This window comes from Streptomyces sp. NPDC050619, assembly GCF_040654815.1.
Lineage (GTDB): Bacteria > Actinomycetota > Actinomycetes > Streptomycetales > Streptomycetaceae > Streptomyces.
The window spans coordinates 84,366-99,800 of the sequence record NZ_JBFAIR010000026.1 but is presented as its reverse complement, the minus strand read 5'-3'; the positions used below and the strand labels follow the sequence as shown (position 1 = coordinate 99,800).

General features: G+C 68.7%; 14 protein-coding genes and 2 pseudogenes. 10 read left to right on the top strand and 6 right to left on the bottom strand.

Annotation, left to right across the window (positions count from 1 at the left end; translation table 11 throughout):
• The first annotated feature begins 14 nt into the window (after window positions 1-14).
• Window positions 15-1,187 carry an imidazolonepropionase gene (hutI, locus tag AB0I77_RS34965; RefSeq protein ID WP_363286793.1) on the top strand — a complete coding sequence of 391 codons (1,173 nt, stop codon included), beginning with the start codon at window positions 15-17 and terminating at the stop codon, window positions 1,185-1,187.
• A gap of 65 nt (window positions 1,188-1,252) precedes the next feature.
• On the opposite strand, the gene AB0I77_RS34960 is transcribed toward hutI, so the two are convergent.
• Window positions 1,253-2,602, bottom strand: coding sequence for a DUF4157 domain-containing protein (locus AB0I77_RS34960; RefSeq protein WP_363286845.1), 1,350 nt, complete (start codon window positions 2,600-2,602; stop codon window positions 1,253-1,255).
• 314 nt (window positions 2,603-2,916) lie between these two features.
• Here AB0I77_RS34960 and AB0I77_RS34955 point away from each other — a divergent pair, with 314 nt between their 5' ends.
• Complete coding sequence (locus AB0I77_RS34955; RefSeq protein WP_363286792.1) at window positions 2,917-3,375, top strand: TIGR03618 family F420-dependent PPOX class oxidoreductase; 459 nt, start codon at window positions 2,917-2,919, stop codon at window positions 3,373-3,375.
• 1 nt (window position 3,376) lies between these two features.
• Here the strand turns inward: AB0I77_RS34955 and AB0I77_RS34950 are convergent, their stop codons facing one another.
• Window positions 3,377-3,571 carry a DUF397 domain-containing protein gene (locus AB0I77_RS34950; protein WP_363286791.1) on the bottom strand — a complete coding sequence of 65 codons (195 nt, stop codon included), beginning with the start codon at window positions 3,569-3,571 and terminating at the stop codon, window positions 3,377-3,379.
• Window positions 3,572-3,580: 9 nt separating this feature from the next.
• Window positions 3,581-4,432: a helix-turn-helix transcriptional regulator gene (locus AB0I77_RS34945; protein ID WP_363286790.1), complete on the bottom strand. Its 852-nt coding sequence runs from the start codon at window positions 4,430-4,432 to the stop codon at window positions 3,581-3,583.
• A gap of 245 nt (window positions 4,433-4,677) precedes the next feature.
• Between AB0I77_RS34945 and AB0I77_RS34940 the strand changes: the two are divergent.
• Window positions 4,678-5,095: pseudogene (locus AB0I77_RS34940) on the top strand (ATP-binding protein).
• A 447-nt stretch (window positions 5,096-5,542) separates the two neighbouring features.
• A complete protein-coding gene (locus tag AB0I77_RS34935; protein ID WP_363286789.1) occupies window positions 5,543-6,262 on the top strand; it encodes a hypothetical protein in 720 nt (239 codons plus the stop codon).
• 1,197 nt (window positions 6,263-7,459) lie between these two features.
• Here AB0I77_RS34935 and AB0I77_RS34930 read toward each other — a convergent pair.
• The 3 genes and pseudogenes from AB0I77_RS34930 to AB0I77_RS34920 form a co-directional block, all read right to left on the bottom strand.
• Window positions 7,460-7,708: a group II intron maturase-specific domain-containing protein gene (locus tag AB0I77_RS34930; RefSeq protein WP_363286788.1), complete on the bottom strand. Its 249-nt coding sequence runs from the start codon at window positions 7,706-7,708 to the stop codon at window positions 7,460-7,462.
• Between the two features lie 32 nt (window positions 7,709-7,740).
• Window positions 7,741-8,453 (bottom strand): annotated as a pseudogene (locus AB0I77_RS34925) (ricin-type beta-trefoil lectin domain protein); the annotation flags it as partial.
• A 172-nt stretch (window positions 8,454-8,625) separates the two neighbouring features.
• Window positions 8,626-9,570 carry an RNA polymerase sigma factor SigF gene (locus tag AB0I77_RS34920; RefSeq protein WP_363286787.1) on the bottom strand — a complete coding sequence of 315 codons (945 nt, stop codon included), beginning with the start codon at window positions 9,568-9,570 and terminating at the stop codon, window positions 8,626-8,628.
• A 252-nt stretch (window positions 9,571-9,822) separates the two neighbouring features.
• Between AB0I77_RS34920 and AB0I77_RS34915 the strand changes: the two genes are divergently transcribed.
• The 6 genes from AB0I77_RS34915 to AB0I77_RS34890 all read left to right on the top strand — a co-directional run bounded on the left by AB0I77_RS34915 (window position 9,823) and on the right by AB0I77_RS34890 (window position 15,348).
• Window positions 9,823-10,218 carry an STAS domain-containing protein gene (locus AB0I77_RS34915; RefSeq protein ID WP_363286786.1) on the top strand — a complete coding sequence of 132 codons (396 nt, stop codon included), beginning with the start codon at window positions 9,823-9,825 and terminating at the stop codon, window positions 10,216-10,218.
• Window positions 10,219-10,427: 209 nt separating this feature from the next.
• Window positions 10,428-10,964 carry an ATP-binding protein gene (locus AB0I77_RS34910; RefSeq protein ID WP_363286785.1) on the top strand — a complete coding sequence of 179 codons (537 nt, stop codon included), beginning with the start codon at window positions 10,428-10,430 and terminating at the stop codon, window positions 10,962-10,964.
• Window positions 10,965-11,175: 211 nt separating this feature from the next.
• Window positions 11,176-11,922, top strand: coding sequence for an LPXTG cell wall anchor domain-containing protein (locus AB0I77_RS34905; protein WP_363286784.1), 747 nt, complete (start codon window positions 11,176-11,178; stop codon window positions 11,920-11,922).
• Between the two features lie 35 nt (window positions 11,923-11,957).
• Window positions 11,958-12,809 carry a hypothetical protein gene (locus tag AB0I77_RS34900; protein WP_363286783.1) on the top strand — a complete coding sequence of 284 codons (852 nt, stop codon included), beginning with the start codon at window positions 11,958-11,960 and terminating at the stop codon, window positions 12,807-12,809.
• Window positions 12,806-14,041 (top strand): hypothetical protein, encoded by a 1,236-nt coding sequence (locus AB0I77_RS34895; RefSeq protein ID WP_363286782.1) that lies wholly within the window; start codon window positions 12,806-12,808, stop codon window positions 14,039-14,041. Before AB0I77_RS34900 ends, AB0I77_RS34895 begins: the two co-directional genes overlap by 4 nt.
• A gap of 38 nt (window positions 14,042-14,079) precedes the next feature.
• Window positions 14,080-15,348, top strand: coding sequence for a hypothetical protein (locus AB0I77_RS34890; protein ID WP_363286844.1), 1,269 nt, complete (start codon window positions 14,080-14,082; stop codon window positions 15,346-15,348).
• Window positions 15,349-15,435: the final 87 nt, after the last annotated feature.

The following is a 15,435-nucleotide window of genomic DNA, read 5'->3' as shown; positions in this document are numbered from 1 at the left end:
CCCACGAGGACACGATGAGCAGCACTGTCATCACCAACATCGCCACGCTGGTCACCAACGACCCCTCCCTCGGTGACGGAACTCCCCTCGGTCTGATCCAGGACGCGGCCGTCGTCATCGACGGCGACCGCATCGCGTGGACCGGTGAATCAAGCAAAGCACCCGCCACTGACAATCGGGTCGACGCCGACGGCCGGGCGGTCCTCCCCGGCTTCGTCGACTCCCACTCCCACCTGGTCTTCGCGGGCGACCGCACGCAGGAGTTCAACGCCCGGATGTCCGGCCGGGCCTACAGCGCGGGCGGCATCCGTACGACGGTCGCGGCGACCCGCGCGGCCACGGACGCCGAACTGGAGGCCAACCTCACCCGCTACCTCGCCGAGGCCCTCCGCCAGGGCACGACCACCTTCGAAACCAAGTCCGGCTACGGCCTCACCGTCGCCGACGAGTCCCGCGCCCTGCGTATCGCCGCCGCGCACACGGACGAGGTCACCTATCTCGGCGCGCACATCGTGTCGCCCGACTATGCCGAGGACCCGGCCGCGTACGTGGCGCTGGTGACCGGAGAGATGCTCGACGCCTGTGCCCCGCACGCCCGTTGGATCGACGTCTTCTGCGAGAAGGGCGCCTTCGACGGCGACCAGGCCCGCGCGATCCTCACGGCGGGCAAGGGGAAGGGCTTGCATCCGCGGATCCACGCCAACCAGCTGTCGTACGGGCCGGGTGTCCAACTGGCCGTCGAACTGGACGCGGCGAGCGCCGACCACTGCACGCACCTTACGGACGTGGACGTCGACGCGCTGGCGAGCAGCCGTACGGTCGCCACCCTCCTCCCCGGCGCCGAGTTCTCCACCCGCGCCGAGTGGCCGAACGCCCGCCGCCTCCTGGACGCGGGGGTGACGGTGGCCCTGTCGACCGACTGCAACCCGGGCTCGTCCTTCACCTCGTCCGTTCCCTTCTGTATCGCGCTCGCCGTACGGGACATGGGGATGACGCCGGACGAGGCGGTGTGGTCGGCGACGGCGGGGGGTGCGCGGGCGCTGCGTCGCGAGGACGTCGGCCGTCTCACGCCGGGGGCGTACGCCGACCTGACGCTGCTTGATGCCCCTAGCCATGTGCATCTGGCCTACCGGCCGGGGGTTCCGCTGGTCAGCGGGGTGTGGCGGCGGGGGGAACGGGTGGTGTGACGCCGCTCAGCTTGTGTAAGCAGTTGTAATAAGGAGTTAGTTGTACAGGGAGCGATCTCCGCGCCCTACGACCCCAACTGGGCGGCGGCCGCGGTCCGCACCCGGGCGCCCAAAGTCTGCAACCGGGCGTATGCGGAGTCGAAGGTGACCCCGGGTGCCAGTTGGAAGTGCTGATGGGCGCCACCCTGGGCCCGCCACTCCCGCGCTTCCTTGACCAGTTCGGTCAGCAGCACATGGAACGTCGAGTTCGGGTCCCCGTACTGTTCGGACCAGACCATCAGATGGCTGAGCACCGTGTCGTATTCCTTGTCCGAGTGGGGCGCGGTGTGCCATTCCAGCTTGTTCGCGGTCTGCTCCTGCCATTTCGGCGGCAGCCCCGATTTGGGCAGTAGTTCGATGAGGTCGCCCGCCTTCTGGAAGACGTAGGTCGCATACTGCTCCTTGTCCTGCGGTGTGGGGCCGGCCGGCACCGCGTCCTGGCCGTACACCTCGTAGTTCAGGACATGGGTCATCTCATGGACGAGGACCGCGATCTGGTCCTCCCGTGATCCGTGCTGCATCATTTCGATGCGGTATTTGCCGGGGCGCGCGGGGACCGGAACGGTGGTTCCGCCCTGCGCCGGCGCATCAGCCTTGGTGACGTGGCGACCGCGTGGGCGGGTGGCTTCCGCCCCCGGACCCGTGAACTCCTCCACCTTTCCCACCTCTGGCATGAGGTCCCTGAGCAGCGTGCCGAGCTCGAAGTCGTTCGTCATGGACTCGTACCGCTCCAGCAGCTGGGAGACCACCGCCGGGGTCAGCTTGCCGAGCTTGTCCTCCATCTCGAATTCCTCGTCGGCACCTTGCTGGGCGGACTGCCCTTTGGGCATGCGCTGGACGGCCACGACAGGCCGGGAGGGTGCACGCTGCACCGAGCCGCCCGCGTCGCCGCCTTCGACAGGCGCCGCACTGGTCTGCCGGGGGACCGGCCCGGACATGACGCGTGCGGCGTTGGCCTCGGCTGCCTGCTCGAACTTGTCCGAGGGGTCGGACACCCGCAGACCGCCACCGTTGTCCGTGCCCGCCACCGGCCCCTGCCGTTGCTGGATCACGTGTGTGAGCTCGTGGGCGAGCGTGTGCTTGTCGCCGCCCCCGTCACCGATGACGACATGGCTGCCCGAGGTGTAGGCGCGTGCTCCGATCTCCGCCGCCGACCTCCGGGCCGCACCGCCGGTGTGGAGCCGCACATCGGAGAAGTCCGTGCCGAGGCGGCCCTCCATCTCCGTCCGGAGAGGTCCGGACAGCGGCGTTCCGGCAGAACGCAGCACCTCGTGCGCAGTGGAGCGCTGGACCGGCGCGGGCTCAGGATGTCCGCACGAGGAGTCGTGAACGTGCTGCTCCTGCTCCTGCTCCTCTTCCTTGCGCCGTTGCAGCATCCGTACCACTGCGTCGTTTCCCGCGCTGCGCTGTAGGGCGAGTAGTTCGGGCCCGGGGTCGACGTGCGCAAGGGGATCGGCGACCGGACCCGCGCCCTTCCGCCGCGCGGCGGCTCCGCCGTGCAAGGGGGCGTTGGGTGTGCGGGATGTGTGCTGGGCTGACGTCTCATGGGCACGCATGCACGAACCGCCTCCGTAGGCAACGCAAAGACTCAACCGTACTTGGGGGATCCAGGGCGCGAAACGATCGCCGGGGCAATCTTTCAGGGTGCGTCCATGAAATATCTGGGGCAACCTCAGAGGTTGGCCTGTTCATGACTCAAGGCCCGGCACCTCGCCCGTTATCCGACGAAGCCCTCTCCGACCTGCTCGGCAAGCAGCAGTTCGGCACCCTTGCCACGGTCAAGCGCGGTGGCCGCCCCCACCTGACCACCATGCTCTACAGCTGGGACCCTGAGGCCCGCGTGGTGCGGCTCTCGACGACGGCCGACCGCATCAAGCTCAAGCACCTGCGGCGCAACCCGTATGCGGCGCTGCATGTGCAGGGTGGCGACGTGTGGTCATTCGCCGTCGCCGAGGGCGAGGCCGAGGTTTCCGAGGTCACGACGGTTCCTGGCGACGCGGTCGGGCGGGAACTGCTCGGGGTGATCCCGAATGCTGCGAAACCGGAGGACGAGGACGCGTTCCTGGAGCAGTTGGTCGCCGAACGCCGGGTGGTCGTCCGGTTGAAGGTGGACCGGCTGTACGGGACGGCGCTCGACATCGACGGGTAGGTCATACGCCGAATATGCCCGACTTCAGGCCGCGTATGAGGTGGGCCAACGGGGCGGTGGTGGTGGTGAGTTCGGTGTCGGGGGTGTCGCTCTCGCGGAGGTGGAAGTGATCTGCGCGGGTGGCGACTTCGACGCAGGTGTTGCCGTCTCCGCCTTCCGAGAAGGAGGACTTCTGCCAGTGGGCGGCCTGGGTCATGCTGACGCCTCACAGTTCCATTGCGACTTGGTGGATGAAGTCCCGGGACGCAGCCGGGCCCAGTGCGGTCTTCTCCACCTTATGGAACAGCTGTCGGAAGCGCTTCAGTTGGGTTTCGGTGTCCAGGAAGGCTGTGCCGTGGGGTGAGTCCCGGAGCACCGTGTCCAGTCGGGCAATGGGCCCACCGACGTACATCATCGCGCTGCTGGCGCCGGCGAATCCGTCCGTGTCGAACGGGACGACGCGTACCGTTGCTCGTTCGTCCTCGATGTGGCGGACAACTTCAAGGAGTTGGGCGCGGGCGACCTTGCGGTCGGCGACACGGATCCGCAGTGCCGACTCGTGGATGATCGTCTCGTACGTGGCGGCGCTGTCGCCTTCGAGAGCCAACCTCCGCCGCATTCGATGCTCGACGCGCGGGGACAGTTCGCTCGGGGGCAGCTCCGGGACCATGTACTCGAAGACGGCGCGTGCGTAGTCCGGGGTCTGCATCAGCCCCGGAACATGGGTGATCACGACCTCACGCAAGAAGGTCGCGTGGTGCTCCAGCTCGGCCACGTCGAGGAAGACCGGCGGCAGAACGCCTCGGTACTCCTCCCACCAGCCCCTTGTCCGGTCGGCCGCCATTGCCACCAGGGCTTCGATCAGCGCTTGGTCCGCGCAGGCGCAGTGCGCCGCCAGCCTGCGCAGACGCTCCTCGCTGATGCCGGAGCTGCCTGCCTCGATCTGGCTCATGTGGGTCGAACTCGAACTCAGCAGGCCTGCGACTTCTTTGGCCGACAGCCCCGCCGCCTCCCGCAGCCTGCGCAGTTCTGCGCCTAGGCGCACTTGGCGTGCGGTGGGCCTGTTCCGCATCGTCATCCCGGCTGGATCTCCTCAATAACGGTTGCTCTGCGCGTGGTTGGGACGCCTCGTTCGGGTGTCAGATTACGCGATCGACTTGCAAGGGTTGGAATTACTACCCTACGGTCGGTGATGCGACGCACACACTGCGAAGTCACGAGATACCGGAAGCGCACCACTCCGTCCTGCCGCGACGGCTACGGCACTGCCACCGCCCGCACCTCGCAGTGATCCCATCCCTGCCGTCCCTTTGGAGTTGACGCATGCCCGAAACCGAAGCCTGGGAGTACTCCCTCTCCATCCCGCACGACCCTCGGGCCGTGACCGTCTGTCGCCGCACCCTGCGCCTGATCCTCACCATGCACGGCCTGATTCGCCTCGCGGACACCGCCGAACTCCTCGCGAGCGAACCGGTGGCCAACGCCGTACTCCACACCAAAGGCCCCGCTACCCTCCGCGTCCGCTGGTCGGCGGGCGTGCTGCGGATCGGTGCCTGGGACGCGGACCCCGAACCCCCGGATCCGCCCCGGGACTTGGCGAGCCTCACGGACGCGGAGGAGGGCAGAGGGCTCGCCCTGATCCGCGCCTGCGCCGACGTCTGGGGCTGGCAGCCGCTGGCCAGGAACGGCAGCCGGGGGCAAGTACGTCTGGTGCGAGCTGGCGGCTACGGCGATCTCCTGACTCCTGTCTTCGGGGTGCTGGGCATCGCGTTACCGGAGAGGGTGACGGTGTACGCGGTCCCCACCGGCGTACCGAAGACCAAAGGGTGCTGCAGAAGGGTGGGAACGTTCACCGCCTGCGGAACGACCAGTTCGAGCGGTTACTGAAGGCGGTCCGGGAACGCGTCGGCGAGGGGTGCGGGTGGGACCGGCTGTGGCGGCTGCCGCTGGCCGAGCGGGTGCTGCTGGTCGCGGTGTACTACTGCACCAACCTGACGTTGAAGGCTGAACTGCCTTGTCCGCACCCGCCGCATGGCAGGCGGCTTGGGCGCTGGTCTTGCGGCGGGCAACCCGGAAACGCGCAGCCACAGCCGCTTGATCCACCACCTCGCGCGATCAGTGCCAAGTAGCGCATACAGAGCGGGCGTGCCCAACCTGAAAAGAGACAGATGAGAAAGGGGGAACGATCATGAAGGTGCAGCGGGCAATTTTGACGCCTGTGGCCTACACGGCGGCGCTGGCGGTCGTCGGCCTCGCGGGCGGTGTAACGACGCAGGACTCAAACGGCATCGAGGACCTCCCTGCGAGCCGGATTGCGGAGAAAGCCTTTGACGCAACCAAGAGTGCGGACTCCTTTCGGCTGAAGGGAGGGACGACGAGCGGCCCGGATGAGATCCAGATGGATCTCGCTCTGAACCAGCAGGGTGATTGCAAGGGCACCATCGGCCCCCGAGAAAACGTCACCGCGGAGATCATCAAAGTCGCCGATGTCGCGTATCTCAAGGGAGATGAGAGCTTCTGGAAGGAGGTGGACGCCGGGAGTGATCGTGTTGCCCTTCTGGCTGATCAGTGGCTGAAGGTGTCCGCCCAGTCGGAGGGCTTCGATGACCTGGCCGAGGTATGTGATGCGGACCAGCTACTCAAGGGCGTTCCCGATCACGCTGCCCCTGGGCTGACCAAGGGCAAGATCCACGACGTCAGTGACCAGTCTGCGATTCCGGTTGTCAGAAAGGATGGCGGCGTCACTACCAGAATGGATGTTGCGACGGAGGGCGAGCCGTACATTCTGAGCCTCAACCAGACTGGGGGCGACGAGCCCATGGACCTGGTGATGAGTGACTACAACGAGCCTGTCAACGCCGAGGCGCCGCCCGCCGATGATGTTCTCGACGTGGAGGATCTGGAGTAGCCCGAATGAACATCCTCTGGCGCCGACACTCGGCGACTCACACTCGCCGGTTACACGGATTCCACGGTCTCCCACCGTGCAGCCGCTACCAGACGCCGGCTTCGTTCCAACCCTCGGAGCCGACAACATCGCCAAGACCACTCGGGCCATCCACCGCAAACACGAACACACACTCCGAATCCTGGGCGTCACAGGCGACCCGGACGCTCCAGGAACTTGATCAAGCCCTGCTTGACTACCGCTGCGGCAGCCGTCTGCGGGTCTTCACCTGATCCTTTCCACCGTTGATGTCGGTGGAAATATCGGCGTTGCCTGTCCGTTCATTCCACTCGCCGATGATGTGACCGGGGGCCGGGGAACGCGGCTGCGTACGGCCTTGGCTGGTAGAGGGTCAGCCATAAATGCGGATCACCGGAACGTCAGCCCGACACCCTTGGCGGCTCCATGACAGATACGGTGACGGATTCGCTTCGATCCCTTCGCCCGTAGGGCCGGTCGTGATCGGCATGCGCTACACCGGGAAACGTCATGGCCCCCAACGGGGATAGAGGCTTCTCGTTGCATGTGAAGCACATGTAGGGAAACGCAGGAGTGATCGTGGTTGCGGTTTGCGCCGACTGTATCGGCGTCAAGTCGACCAGATCCATCGAGAGAGTGGTGAACAGCTCAATGCTTAGTATGTGGCGCAAAGTCGCAGTAGTTGCGACCACCACAGCCGCCATCGGCAGTGTGGCGATGTCAGGACCGGCCTCCGCGGTGGATTTTCCGAGTGTTCAAATAAGGGTGGTCAACTCGGCTCCTTTTGCCCAGACCTTCCATATTATCGGCCGTAATGACAAGGACCGAGATGCTCGCACTGGTGAGTATACGGTTGGTGCTGGGGGGGGTGAACTTTGTTACGGTATGGGATTATTGGTGGAGGGCGGATGGCGCGTATCGGATTAATGTGGTACACGCGGACGTCGATGGCTCTAGCCCGGTATGGGAGACAACGAATCACACTTGGAATGGCGTAAAAAACGGACAAACCTGGGACATCGCGATTGACGATTCGGCACGGTCCTCGTGACTACCCGGACCCCGATCTTGCATGAGGGTCCGTCAGTTTACTGACGGATCCTTTTTGCTAGCGCGCCGATCAGTAGGGTCGGGGACTGGCGCGGTGGCCTGTGAGGCTCCGTTTTCAGCCCCCGCCCGTCACCGTGCATGCGCTTCTCGCGCACACGACTTTCTGCCCGGGATGCCGCGCTTGCGATTGTCGAAGATCGCGAGACGCTCGTGGACGTAGCTGTCGATCGTGGAGAACTTCCCGGCGGAACCGCCGTTACGGAGGTACGCCGCCCAGCCTCGCAGGACCGGGTTCAAGTCGGCGACCACGGCCGACAGCGACCGTTCCACGTGACGACGGTCGGTCACCGCCCGGATCTTGTCCCGCAGCACCCCCATCGCCCCGCTGAGACGGCCATCGTCGCAGTGGACAGTTCCTCGTACGCCGTCGTGCAATGGGCGCAGTGGCCATGTGGGCGTGCAGGTCGGGGCTCTCCCGCGGGCTGTACGGTCGTATGGACTCCTCGATGAGGCGGCGGAAGTCGGCGCAGCGTGGGTCGTCGGATGCGGCTGGGCGCATCTACACGCAAGCCTGGGTCATGGATTGCAGGGCCTGGTCCGTGCCGTACGTCACGTCCTCGCGGGTGAGGCTCAGGTAAGCGGCCGTTCTCTCCTGCGGCTCCTGTTCCAGTACGCCTTACCAGATCAGCCCTTGTGCTCGGGACCCAGCGACTGGAACGGGGCGAGGAGGGGTGGGGTCGGGGCGTCGACGCCCGTCGTGTTCAGGACCAGCAGCAGGTTCGCGTCGAGGCCGGCCGCGCGTTCGTCCGGGGCCCAGGAGGCCGCCAACCGTCCCGTCAGCAGCAGGAGTTGGTGCCGCCACAGGACGCCCGGTCGATGCCGCGTGCCGTCTCCCGCGCCGCGAGCGTGAAGGCCTGGGCCGCGAGTTGGCCTGCGGCCGACTCGCCGGTCGGGCTTAGGCGAGGACCGACGGGCGGTGGCGGGCGCGGAGTTCCTGGCGGGCCAGGTAGGCGGTGGCCGTGTCGGCGCGCAGCAGTTCGGTGAGCCGGGTGTCGGACGCGCCCGCGCGCACACCCGCGGACGACGCGCCTTCACTTTCGGCCCGCCTTCGCGAGCCATCCACCCGCCTCCTCGCCCACCTTCTCCTGACGGACCGGTCAGTCTGTGAAGGGTGCCCATAGTGGTGGACGGAACTGCAGCACAGCACAGCAACCCGGCCCGCCCCAGACCGGGTTGCCCATCACGACCCGACGGCCGCCGTCATCAATGGTCGACGGCCACCGTCGCCGTCGCCCTCACTCCTCGACCGTCAGCCCCTTCCGCAGCCGCACCAGCGTCCGCGACAGCAGCCGGGACACGTGCATCTGCGAGATGCCGAGTTCGTCGCCGATCTCGGACTGGGTCATGCCCGCGACGAAGCGCAGGGAGAGGATCTTCCGGTCCCGGGTGGGAAGTTCGGCGATCAGGGGCTTCAACGACTCGACGTACTCGATGCCTTCGAGCCCGTGGTCCTCGTAGCCGATGCGGTCCGCGAGGGCGCCCTCGGCGTCGTCCTCCTCCGGCTGGGCGTCCAGCGAGGAGGCGGTGTACGCGTTCGACGCGGCCATGCCCTCGACGACCTCGTCGTTGGTCAGGTCCAGGCGTTCGGCGAGTTCCGCGACCGTGGGTGCGCGGTCGAGCTTCTGGGCCAGTTCGTCGCCGGCCTTCGCCAGGTCGAGCCGGAGTTCCTGAAGCCGGCGCGGTACGCGCACGGACCACGAGGTGTCGCGGAAGAAGCGCTTGATCTCGCCGACGATGGTTGGCATCGCGAAGGTGGGGAACTCCACACCCCTGCTGAGTTCGAAGCGGTCGATCGCCTTGATCAGGCCGATCGTGCCGACTTGGATGATGTCCTCCATCGGCTCGCTGCGGGAGCGGAAGCGGGAGGCGGCGAACTTGACCAGCGCGAGGTTGAGTTCGACGAGTGTGTTGCGGACGTACGAGTACTCGTGGGTGCCCTCCTCCAACGACTCCAGGCGCCCGAAGAGCGTCTTGGACAGGGCCCGCGCGTCCACCGGCCCCACCTCGTCGTACGGCGGGATCTCCGGAAGCCCGGCGAGTACGTCGTCCTGCTGTGTGACCTGTTCGACGTCGACGAGTACGTCGTTGCCCTCGATGTTGCCCTCGATGGGATCCAGTTGTTCCGGGGGGGATGTCGACGTCGCTTCGTGGGTACGCGATGCGTCGAGCCGGGGTGACATGGTGTCCTCCATCGTTCTCGGCATATGGCTGCCGAAGCCAGTTCAGTGCACTGCGGAGTGCGGCGCCTCCAAAGCCGGCCGTGTTGATTTACGTGTCCCTACTAGCCCTACCCGCTTTCCCGAGCCCGCCGCAAGTGCGCGATGTTCGCAAATGTCCGTTTACGGGTGGTTGTTCGGGTGTCGAAGGACGTGTGGAAGGCGTAGTGTTCGAGGGCGTCAGTCAGCAGCCACGACGTCGGGAGAGTAGACGGCATGGACCGCGGGACAGTCGGCAGCGCACAGTCTGGCCGGCTTCTGGTCGAGGTGCGGGAATCAGGCCCCAGTGCCGTCGTGACCCCGGCGGGTGAGTTGGATCACCACACCGCCGATCTGTTGCGCGAGCCGCTGGAGGAATGCCTCGCCAAGGGATTCAGTCGGCTGGTGATCGACTGCTCGCGTCTGGAGTTCTGCGATTCCACCGGACTGAACGTGCTCCTCGGCGCACGGCTGAAGGCGGAGGCGGCCGGCGGTGGGGTGCATCTGGCGGGGATGCTGCCCGTGGTCGCGCGCGTCTTCGAGATCACCGGCGCCGACGCGGTCTTCACCGTCCACGACACCGTCGAAGCGGCCCTGGCCGATGAAGCGGGCGAGAGCGACGGGGCCGGCTGAGCCGACGGACCGGGCCGGGGCTCCGCCCCGCTCGCCCCCCTGTGACCGGCGCTTTTCAGGTGTCACGCCTTTGGTGCCGAATATGGGGGTGTTCGGTCGGTCCGGTCGGGCAGGAGACATCCGTACTCACTGTGTGGCCGGCTGTGTGGCGGCCGACCGCGCAGGCACTTTTGAATCGTGAACTGGTGAATCGGTGAGGTGAAGCGCTGATGAGCATCACCCGGCCTAACCCGCCGGGCGACCGCGGTCCGGAGCCCAGCGGCGCTTCCGGGGCGTCCGAGGGGGGCGCGCCCACGACTGGCGCGCCTGAAAGGGGCGCGGCCGTGTCGTCGGGGGGGCGTCAGGTCCGCACGCTGAGCTTCGACGGGCAGAGCGGTGTCGTCCCGCTCGCCCGCGACTTCACCCGCCAGGCGCTGTACGCGTGGGGCTGGCTGCCCGCCGCCACCGCCGACCAGCGGGCCGCGGCCGAGGACGTGCTGCTGGTCGTCTCCGAGCTGGTCACCAACGCCTGTCTGCACGCCGAAGGGCCGGACGAGCTGTGGATCGCCTGTGACAACAAGGTGATCCGCGTCGAGGTCTCCGACCGGGGCGCGGGCCAGCCGGCCCCGCGCACCCCGCACCGCGCCGGCCGACCCGGCGGCCACGGCATGTTCATCGTGCAGCGGCTGTGCCTGGACTGGGGTGTCGTGCGCACCCCTGGGGCGCCGGGCAAGACGGTCTGGGCCGAGCTCGGGGCGCCCGCGTAGCACCGACCGGCCCCTGCGCAACTCCGACCCTGGGGTTACCCGCGGTTCGCATCTTTCCCTGTCCCTCCCTCACCCTTTCTTCGTACGTCACCCCGTGCGCGCCGGATCGTCACACATCGGGCGCGCACTTTGTCTTCCCTCCACAAGACCCCGGGCGTACCTTGACGGCCCGATCTGATGTGCCGTCAGGAATGAGGGGACAGTGGGGCCAGTGTCGAACCGGACCTACCAGAAACGAACCGCCGCGCTCGCGTCCGCCGCGGCCCTGGCCGGCTCGGCGGTGCTGATGGCCGCCCCCGCGGCCCATGCCGAGGTGGTGGACGTCAACTACCAGTGCAAGACGCCGATCGGCGACAAGAGCGCCGTCTCGCCCATCGACATCAAGGGTGTCGAGAGCGGTGACGGCTACAAAGTGACCATGTCGTGGCAGAAGGGCGTCTCCTCCAGCCCGGTCGAACTGGGCAAGGGCTCGATGAACCCGAGCGCCACCATCAAGCTCGGCGGCGCCGACAGCGGCACCATGACGGTGACGGGCCCGCCCAACCAGGAGGCGATCCCCGCCAACACACCCATCAAGATCAGCGACCTCTCGGGCACGTACACCCCGAAGAAGACCGGCAAGGTCACCTTCACGGCGGGCGTGCTCACCATCAAGGCGCTCGGTACGACGACGACCTGTACGCCGACGAACAGCCCGAAGCCGTCGCTGTCCCTGGACGTGACGGCGGCGGGCGGCGCGGGCGAATCCGGCTCCGGTTCCTCACAGAGCGGTTCGGGCTCGGACTCGGGCTCGGCCTCAAGCGCCGAGGGCTCCGGCTCCGACGCCGCGCTTCCGCAGACCGGTCCCGAGGACTCCGCGATCGCCCTCGGCACGCTGGGTGGCACGGTGCTGCTCGCGGGTGCGGCGGGCACGTTGTGGCTGACGCGGAGGAACCAGGCGGCCCGCGTACGCCGCTGACCGGTCGTATCCCTCTGGAGCCGTCGGAGCCGCCGATGTCGTCCGCTGCCCGTGTCCTGTGTCTGTCTCTGTCCCTGCCTCTGCTGGTTCTGCTCGGTTCCGCCGCGCCGGCGTTCGCCGCCGGCGGCTGGTCCCTCGCGCCCTCCGGGGGCGGGCGGCCGTCCTTCTACGTCGAGGGCGCGCCCGGGGCGGTCCTCCAGGACACGGTGTCCGTGACCAACCGGGGCGACCGACCGATCACCGTACGGCTGTACGGCACCGGCGTCCCGATCGCCTTCGCGGACCGCACGGTAGGGGTCCCCGCCCGCACCCGCGCCGACGTCCCCTTCACGGTGACCGTCCCGGCCGGCGACCGCGCCGCCGAGATCGTCGCGCACGGCGCGGACGGCGGCGACCGGCGCATCCGCCTCCAACTCCGCGCCACCATCCCGGAGTTGTCCGCGCTGACCGTCGAGCACGTGGCCGTGCGCGGCGACCGTATCGCGTACGAGCTGGTCAACCGCGGTACGACGGCCCTGGCACCGAAGCTCGCCGTGCGCGCGGAGGGACTCCTCGGCCCGGTCCTCGACCGCGCCCCGCGCACCCTCCCCGTCGAACTGCCCCCGGGCCGCCGCCTCCGCCTCACCGAGCCCTGGCCCGACCGGCCCGCCCTGGACGCGGTCGACGTGCGGCTGACGGTGACGGCGGCGGGCGGGGCCCGCGACAGTGCGGGGACCTCGGCGCGGTTCGTGCCGTGGGGTGCGGTGGCGGCGGGGGCCGGGGGTGCGGTGGTGGCGGTCGTCGGCGGCTTCGTCGTCTTAGGACGCCGTGGACGCCGTAGGGACGACGACGGCGGCGCGTCCGAACCTCCGCGTACGGAAGTCGAGTTGACGGGAGCGATGACGTGAGCGGGAAGGTGCGGACCGCGGCGCTGGCGGTGGTGCTCGCGCTGCTCCTGCCGCCGCTGTCGGGGACCGCGGCGGCGGCCGAGAAGCCGACGGTGAAGCTGTCCAAGTCGCAGGCGGGGACCGGGGGTTCGATCACCGTGACCGGCAGTGGCTGGCGCGAGCGCGCGCTGCTGATGATCCTGATCTGCGGGCAGTCCGTGCCCTCGCGGGGCGTGCTCGGCGGCACCAACTCCTGTGCCAACGCGGACGGCCGGGCCGTGACGACCGACGCCGGGGGCCGCTTCAGCCGGAAGCTGCCGGTCGCCGAGCCGCCGGTGCCGTGTCCGTGCGTGGTGCACGTGGCGACGGTGCAGGGGGCGAAGGCCGAGGCCGACGCGATCTTCCAGGTCGCCGGACACGCGGTCGAACCACTGCCCGCCGAGCCGGCCGGCGGACGTCTGTCCGTGCTCACGGACACCCGGCTCGACGGGGCGAGCGGGCTGCTGACCTGGTTCGGGGCGGCGCCCGCGCGCACCCTCGCCTTCACCGTCGGCAACGTCGGCACGTCCGCCGTCAAGGACCCCGTCTTCCAAGTCGGCACCGCCCACGGCGTGTTCGCCCCGCAGTGGGAGGAGCAGCAGTGGCGCGGCACGATCCAGCCCGGGAAGCGGGCGCGGATCGAGCTGCCCATCGAGCTGTCGGCCGGCGCGCACGGCGACTACACGGTCTCGCTGAAGTACGGCGGGAAGGTCCTCGCCGAGCAGCCCTGGGGCGTGGGCCGGCCCTGGGGCGTGACCCTGTTCTGGGTCCTGGCCTGCCTGGTCGTGCCGGCCGCGGTGTTCCGCGCCGGGATGGCGGTGGTGGACCGGGTACGGCCGCGGCGCGCGGGCGCGGTCCGTGGGGGTCGTGGGGGCGGTGGCATCCGGGTGCCCGAACTCGCGCTGCGGTTGCCGGGAGGGCCGGGCGCGAAGGTCTCAGGTCCGCCGGGCGAGAAGGCCTCCTCGAAGGGCGCGAAGACTTCGAAGGCCTCGAAGGCTTTTGGTCTGCCGAGTCTGAAGGCCTTCGGTCTGCCGGGCGCGAAGACCGCCGAACAGGAACCCTCATCCGCTTCGACCCTGCCGTGGTTCACCCCGGACGCCGATCCGGGCGCGGCCGGTCGACTCTCCGCACCGCACGACGACAGCCCGACGAGTCCTGCGGCTCCCACGAGTCCTACGACTCCCACGACTCCCACCAGGAAGGGACCCCCGTGAGAAAGCGAAGGAGAGTCATACCCGCCGGCGTCGCGCTGGTGCTCGGCGGGGCCGGCGCCCTGCTGGGCGTCGCCGTCGCGCCCGCCCAGGCCGCGGAGGTGGCGTACGCGACGAAGTGCGTACCGCCCGCGGGCGTCGGGCTCGAACCGGTCGAGGGCACCACCAAGGTGGAGATCACCGCACCGGCCACCGCGAAGGTCGGCGAGGAGGTGGAGGTGGTCTGGAAGTTCGTGCAGGCCGCCTCGAAGAACCCCGACATCATCGACCTGCCGGCCAACTCGGTGCAGCCGTCCGGGACTTTGAAGGCGGCCGGCGCGCAGACCACCGACGTGGCGATGCAGGGGCCGCGCGAGAACCCGGCCATTCCCAAGGGCGGGAACATGGTGCTGTCCGACATGAAGGGCACGCTGAAGCCGACCACCCCCGGGCAGCTCACGCTGACGCCGGACGCGTACGTCGTCAACGCCATGTCGACGGACACGAAGTGCGCGCCGACGGCGACCGTGCAGCCGGCGGCGACCATCAACGTGACGGCGGGGGGCGGGACTTCGACGCCGACCGAGTCCCCCGACCCGACCGGCAGCGGCTCGGCGACCCCGACGGGCACGCCGAGCAGCACACCGACCGCCTCCGCCTCTGCCTCCGCGAGCGACGGGACGGGTACGGGCCAGACCGACTTCCCCGGCAAGGCGGTCCAGGTGCCGTACGCCTGCAAGACGCCCATCGGCGACAAGAACGCGACCTCGCCCGTGCAGATCAACGCCAAGAAGAACGGCGGGAGTTACGACCTCACCGTGCGGTTCGAGAAGTCGGTGATGGACAGCCCGGCCGACATCCCCAAGGGCTCGGTCAAGCCGTCCATGGAGGTGGTCCTGGGCGGTGCCGACAAGGGCAAGGTGCATGTGGAGGGTCCGGTGAACGCCGAGCCCATCAAGTCCGGCGACCCCATCGAGATCCCTGACCTGACGGGCACTTACAAGCCGGGCGCGAGCGGCAAGTCGACCCTCTCCCCGGGCGTCCTGACGGTCGAGGCCCTCGGCACGACCACGACCTGCACACCGACGAAGTCGCAGGTCTCCCTCACCCTGGACACCACCCAGCAGGCGAACGGGGCGTCCGGCGGCGGTTCGTCCACGTCCGGCGGCACGTCGGGCTCCGGCGGCGGCTCGTCGACGAGCGGCGGCCTGGCCGCGACCGGCGCCGAGGACGACAGCGCACTGAAGGCCCTCGGCCTGGTGGCCGGCACGGCGGTCCTCCTGGGCGGTGCGGTGTTCACGTTCCTGCCGGGGAGGCGGCGGACGCGGTAACGGCGGTCGGCGCGGGCAGTGCCCCTGGCCGGCACGCGGGGGGCACCGTCGCGTATCCAGCGGGGCGACACTGTCGTACCGCTCGGG

Bases quoted from the DNA above. Each gene is read 5' to 3' on its own strand.
- AB0I77_RS34900 (WP_363286783.1), top strand. From the start codon at position 11,958: ATGTCGTCCGCTGCCCGTGTCCTGTGTCTGTCTCTGTCCCTGCCTCTG.
- AB0I77_RS34910 (WP_363286785.1), top strand. From the start codon at position 10,428: ATGAGCATCACCCGGCCTAACCCGCCGGGCGACCGCGGTCCGGAGCCC.
- hutI (WP_363286793.1), top strand. From the start codon at position 15: ATGAGCAGCACTGTCATCACCAACATCGCCACGCTGGTCACCAACGAC.
- AB0I77_RS34945 (WP_363286790.1), bottom strand. From the start codon at position 4,432: ATGACGATGCGGAACAGGCCCACCGCACGCCAAGTGCGCCTAGGCGCA.
- AB0I77_RS34950 (WP_363286791.1), bottom strand. From the start codon at position 3,571: ATGACCCAGGCCGCCCACTGGCAGAAGTCCTCCTTCTCGGAAGGCGGA.
- AB0I77_RS34955 (WP_363286792.1), top strand. From the start codon at position 2,917: ATGACTCAAGGCCCGGCACCTCGCCCGTTATCCGACGAAGCCCTCTCC.
- AB0I77_RS34930 (WP_363286788.1), bottom strand. From the start codon at position 7,708: ATGGGGGTGCTGCGGGACAAGATCCGGGCGGTGACCGACCGTCGTCAC.
- AB0I77_RS34915 (WP_363286786.1), top strand. From the start codon at position 9,823: ATGGACCGCGGGACAGTCGGCAGCGCACAGTCTGGCCGGCTTCTGGTC.
- AB0I77_RS34935 (WP_363286789.1), top strand. From the start codon at position 5,543: ATGAAGGTGCAGCGGGCAATTTTGACGCCTGTGGCCTACACGGCGGCG.
- AB0I77_RS34960 (WP_363286845.1), bottom strand. From the start codon at position 2,602: ATGCTGCAACGGCGCAAGGAAGAGGAGCAGGAGCAGGAGCAGCACGTT.
- AB0I77_RS34920 (WP_363286787.1), bottom strand. From the start codon at position 9,570: ATGTCACCCCGGCTCGACGCATCGCGTACCCACGAAGCGACGTCGACA.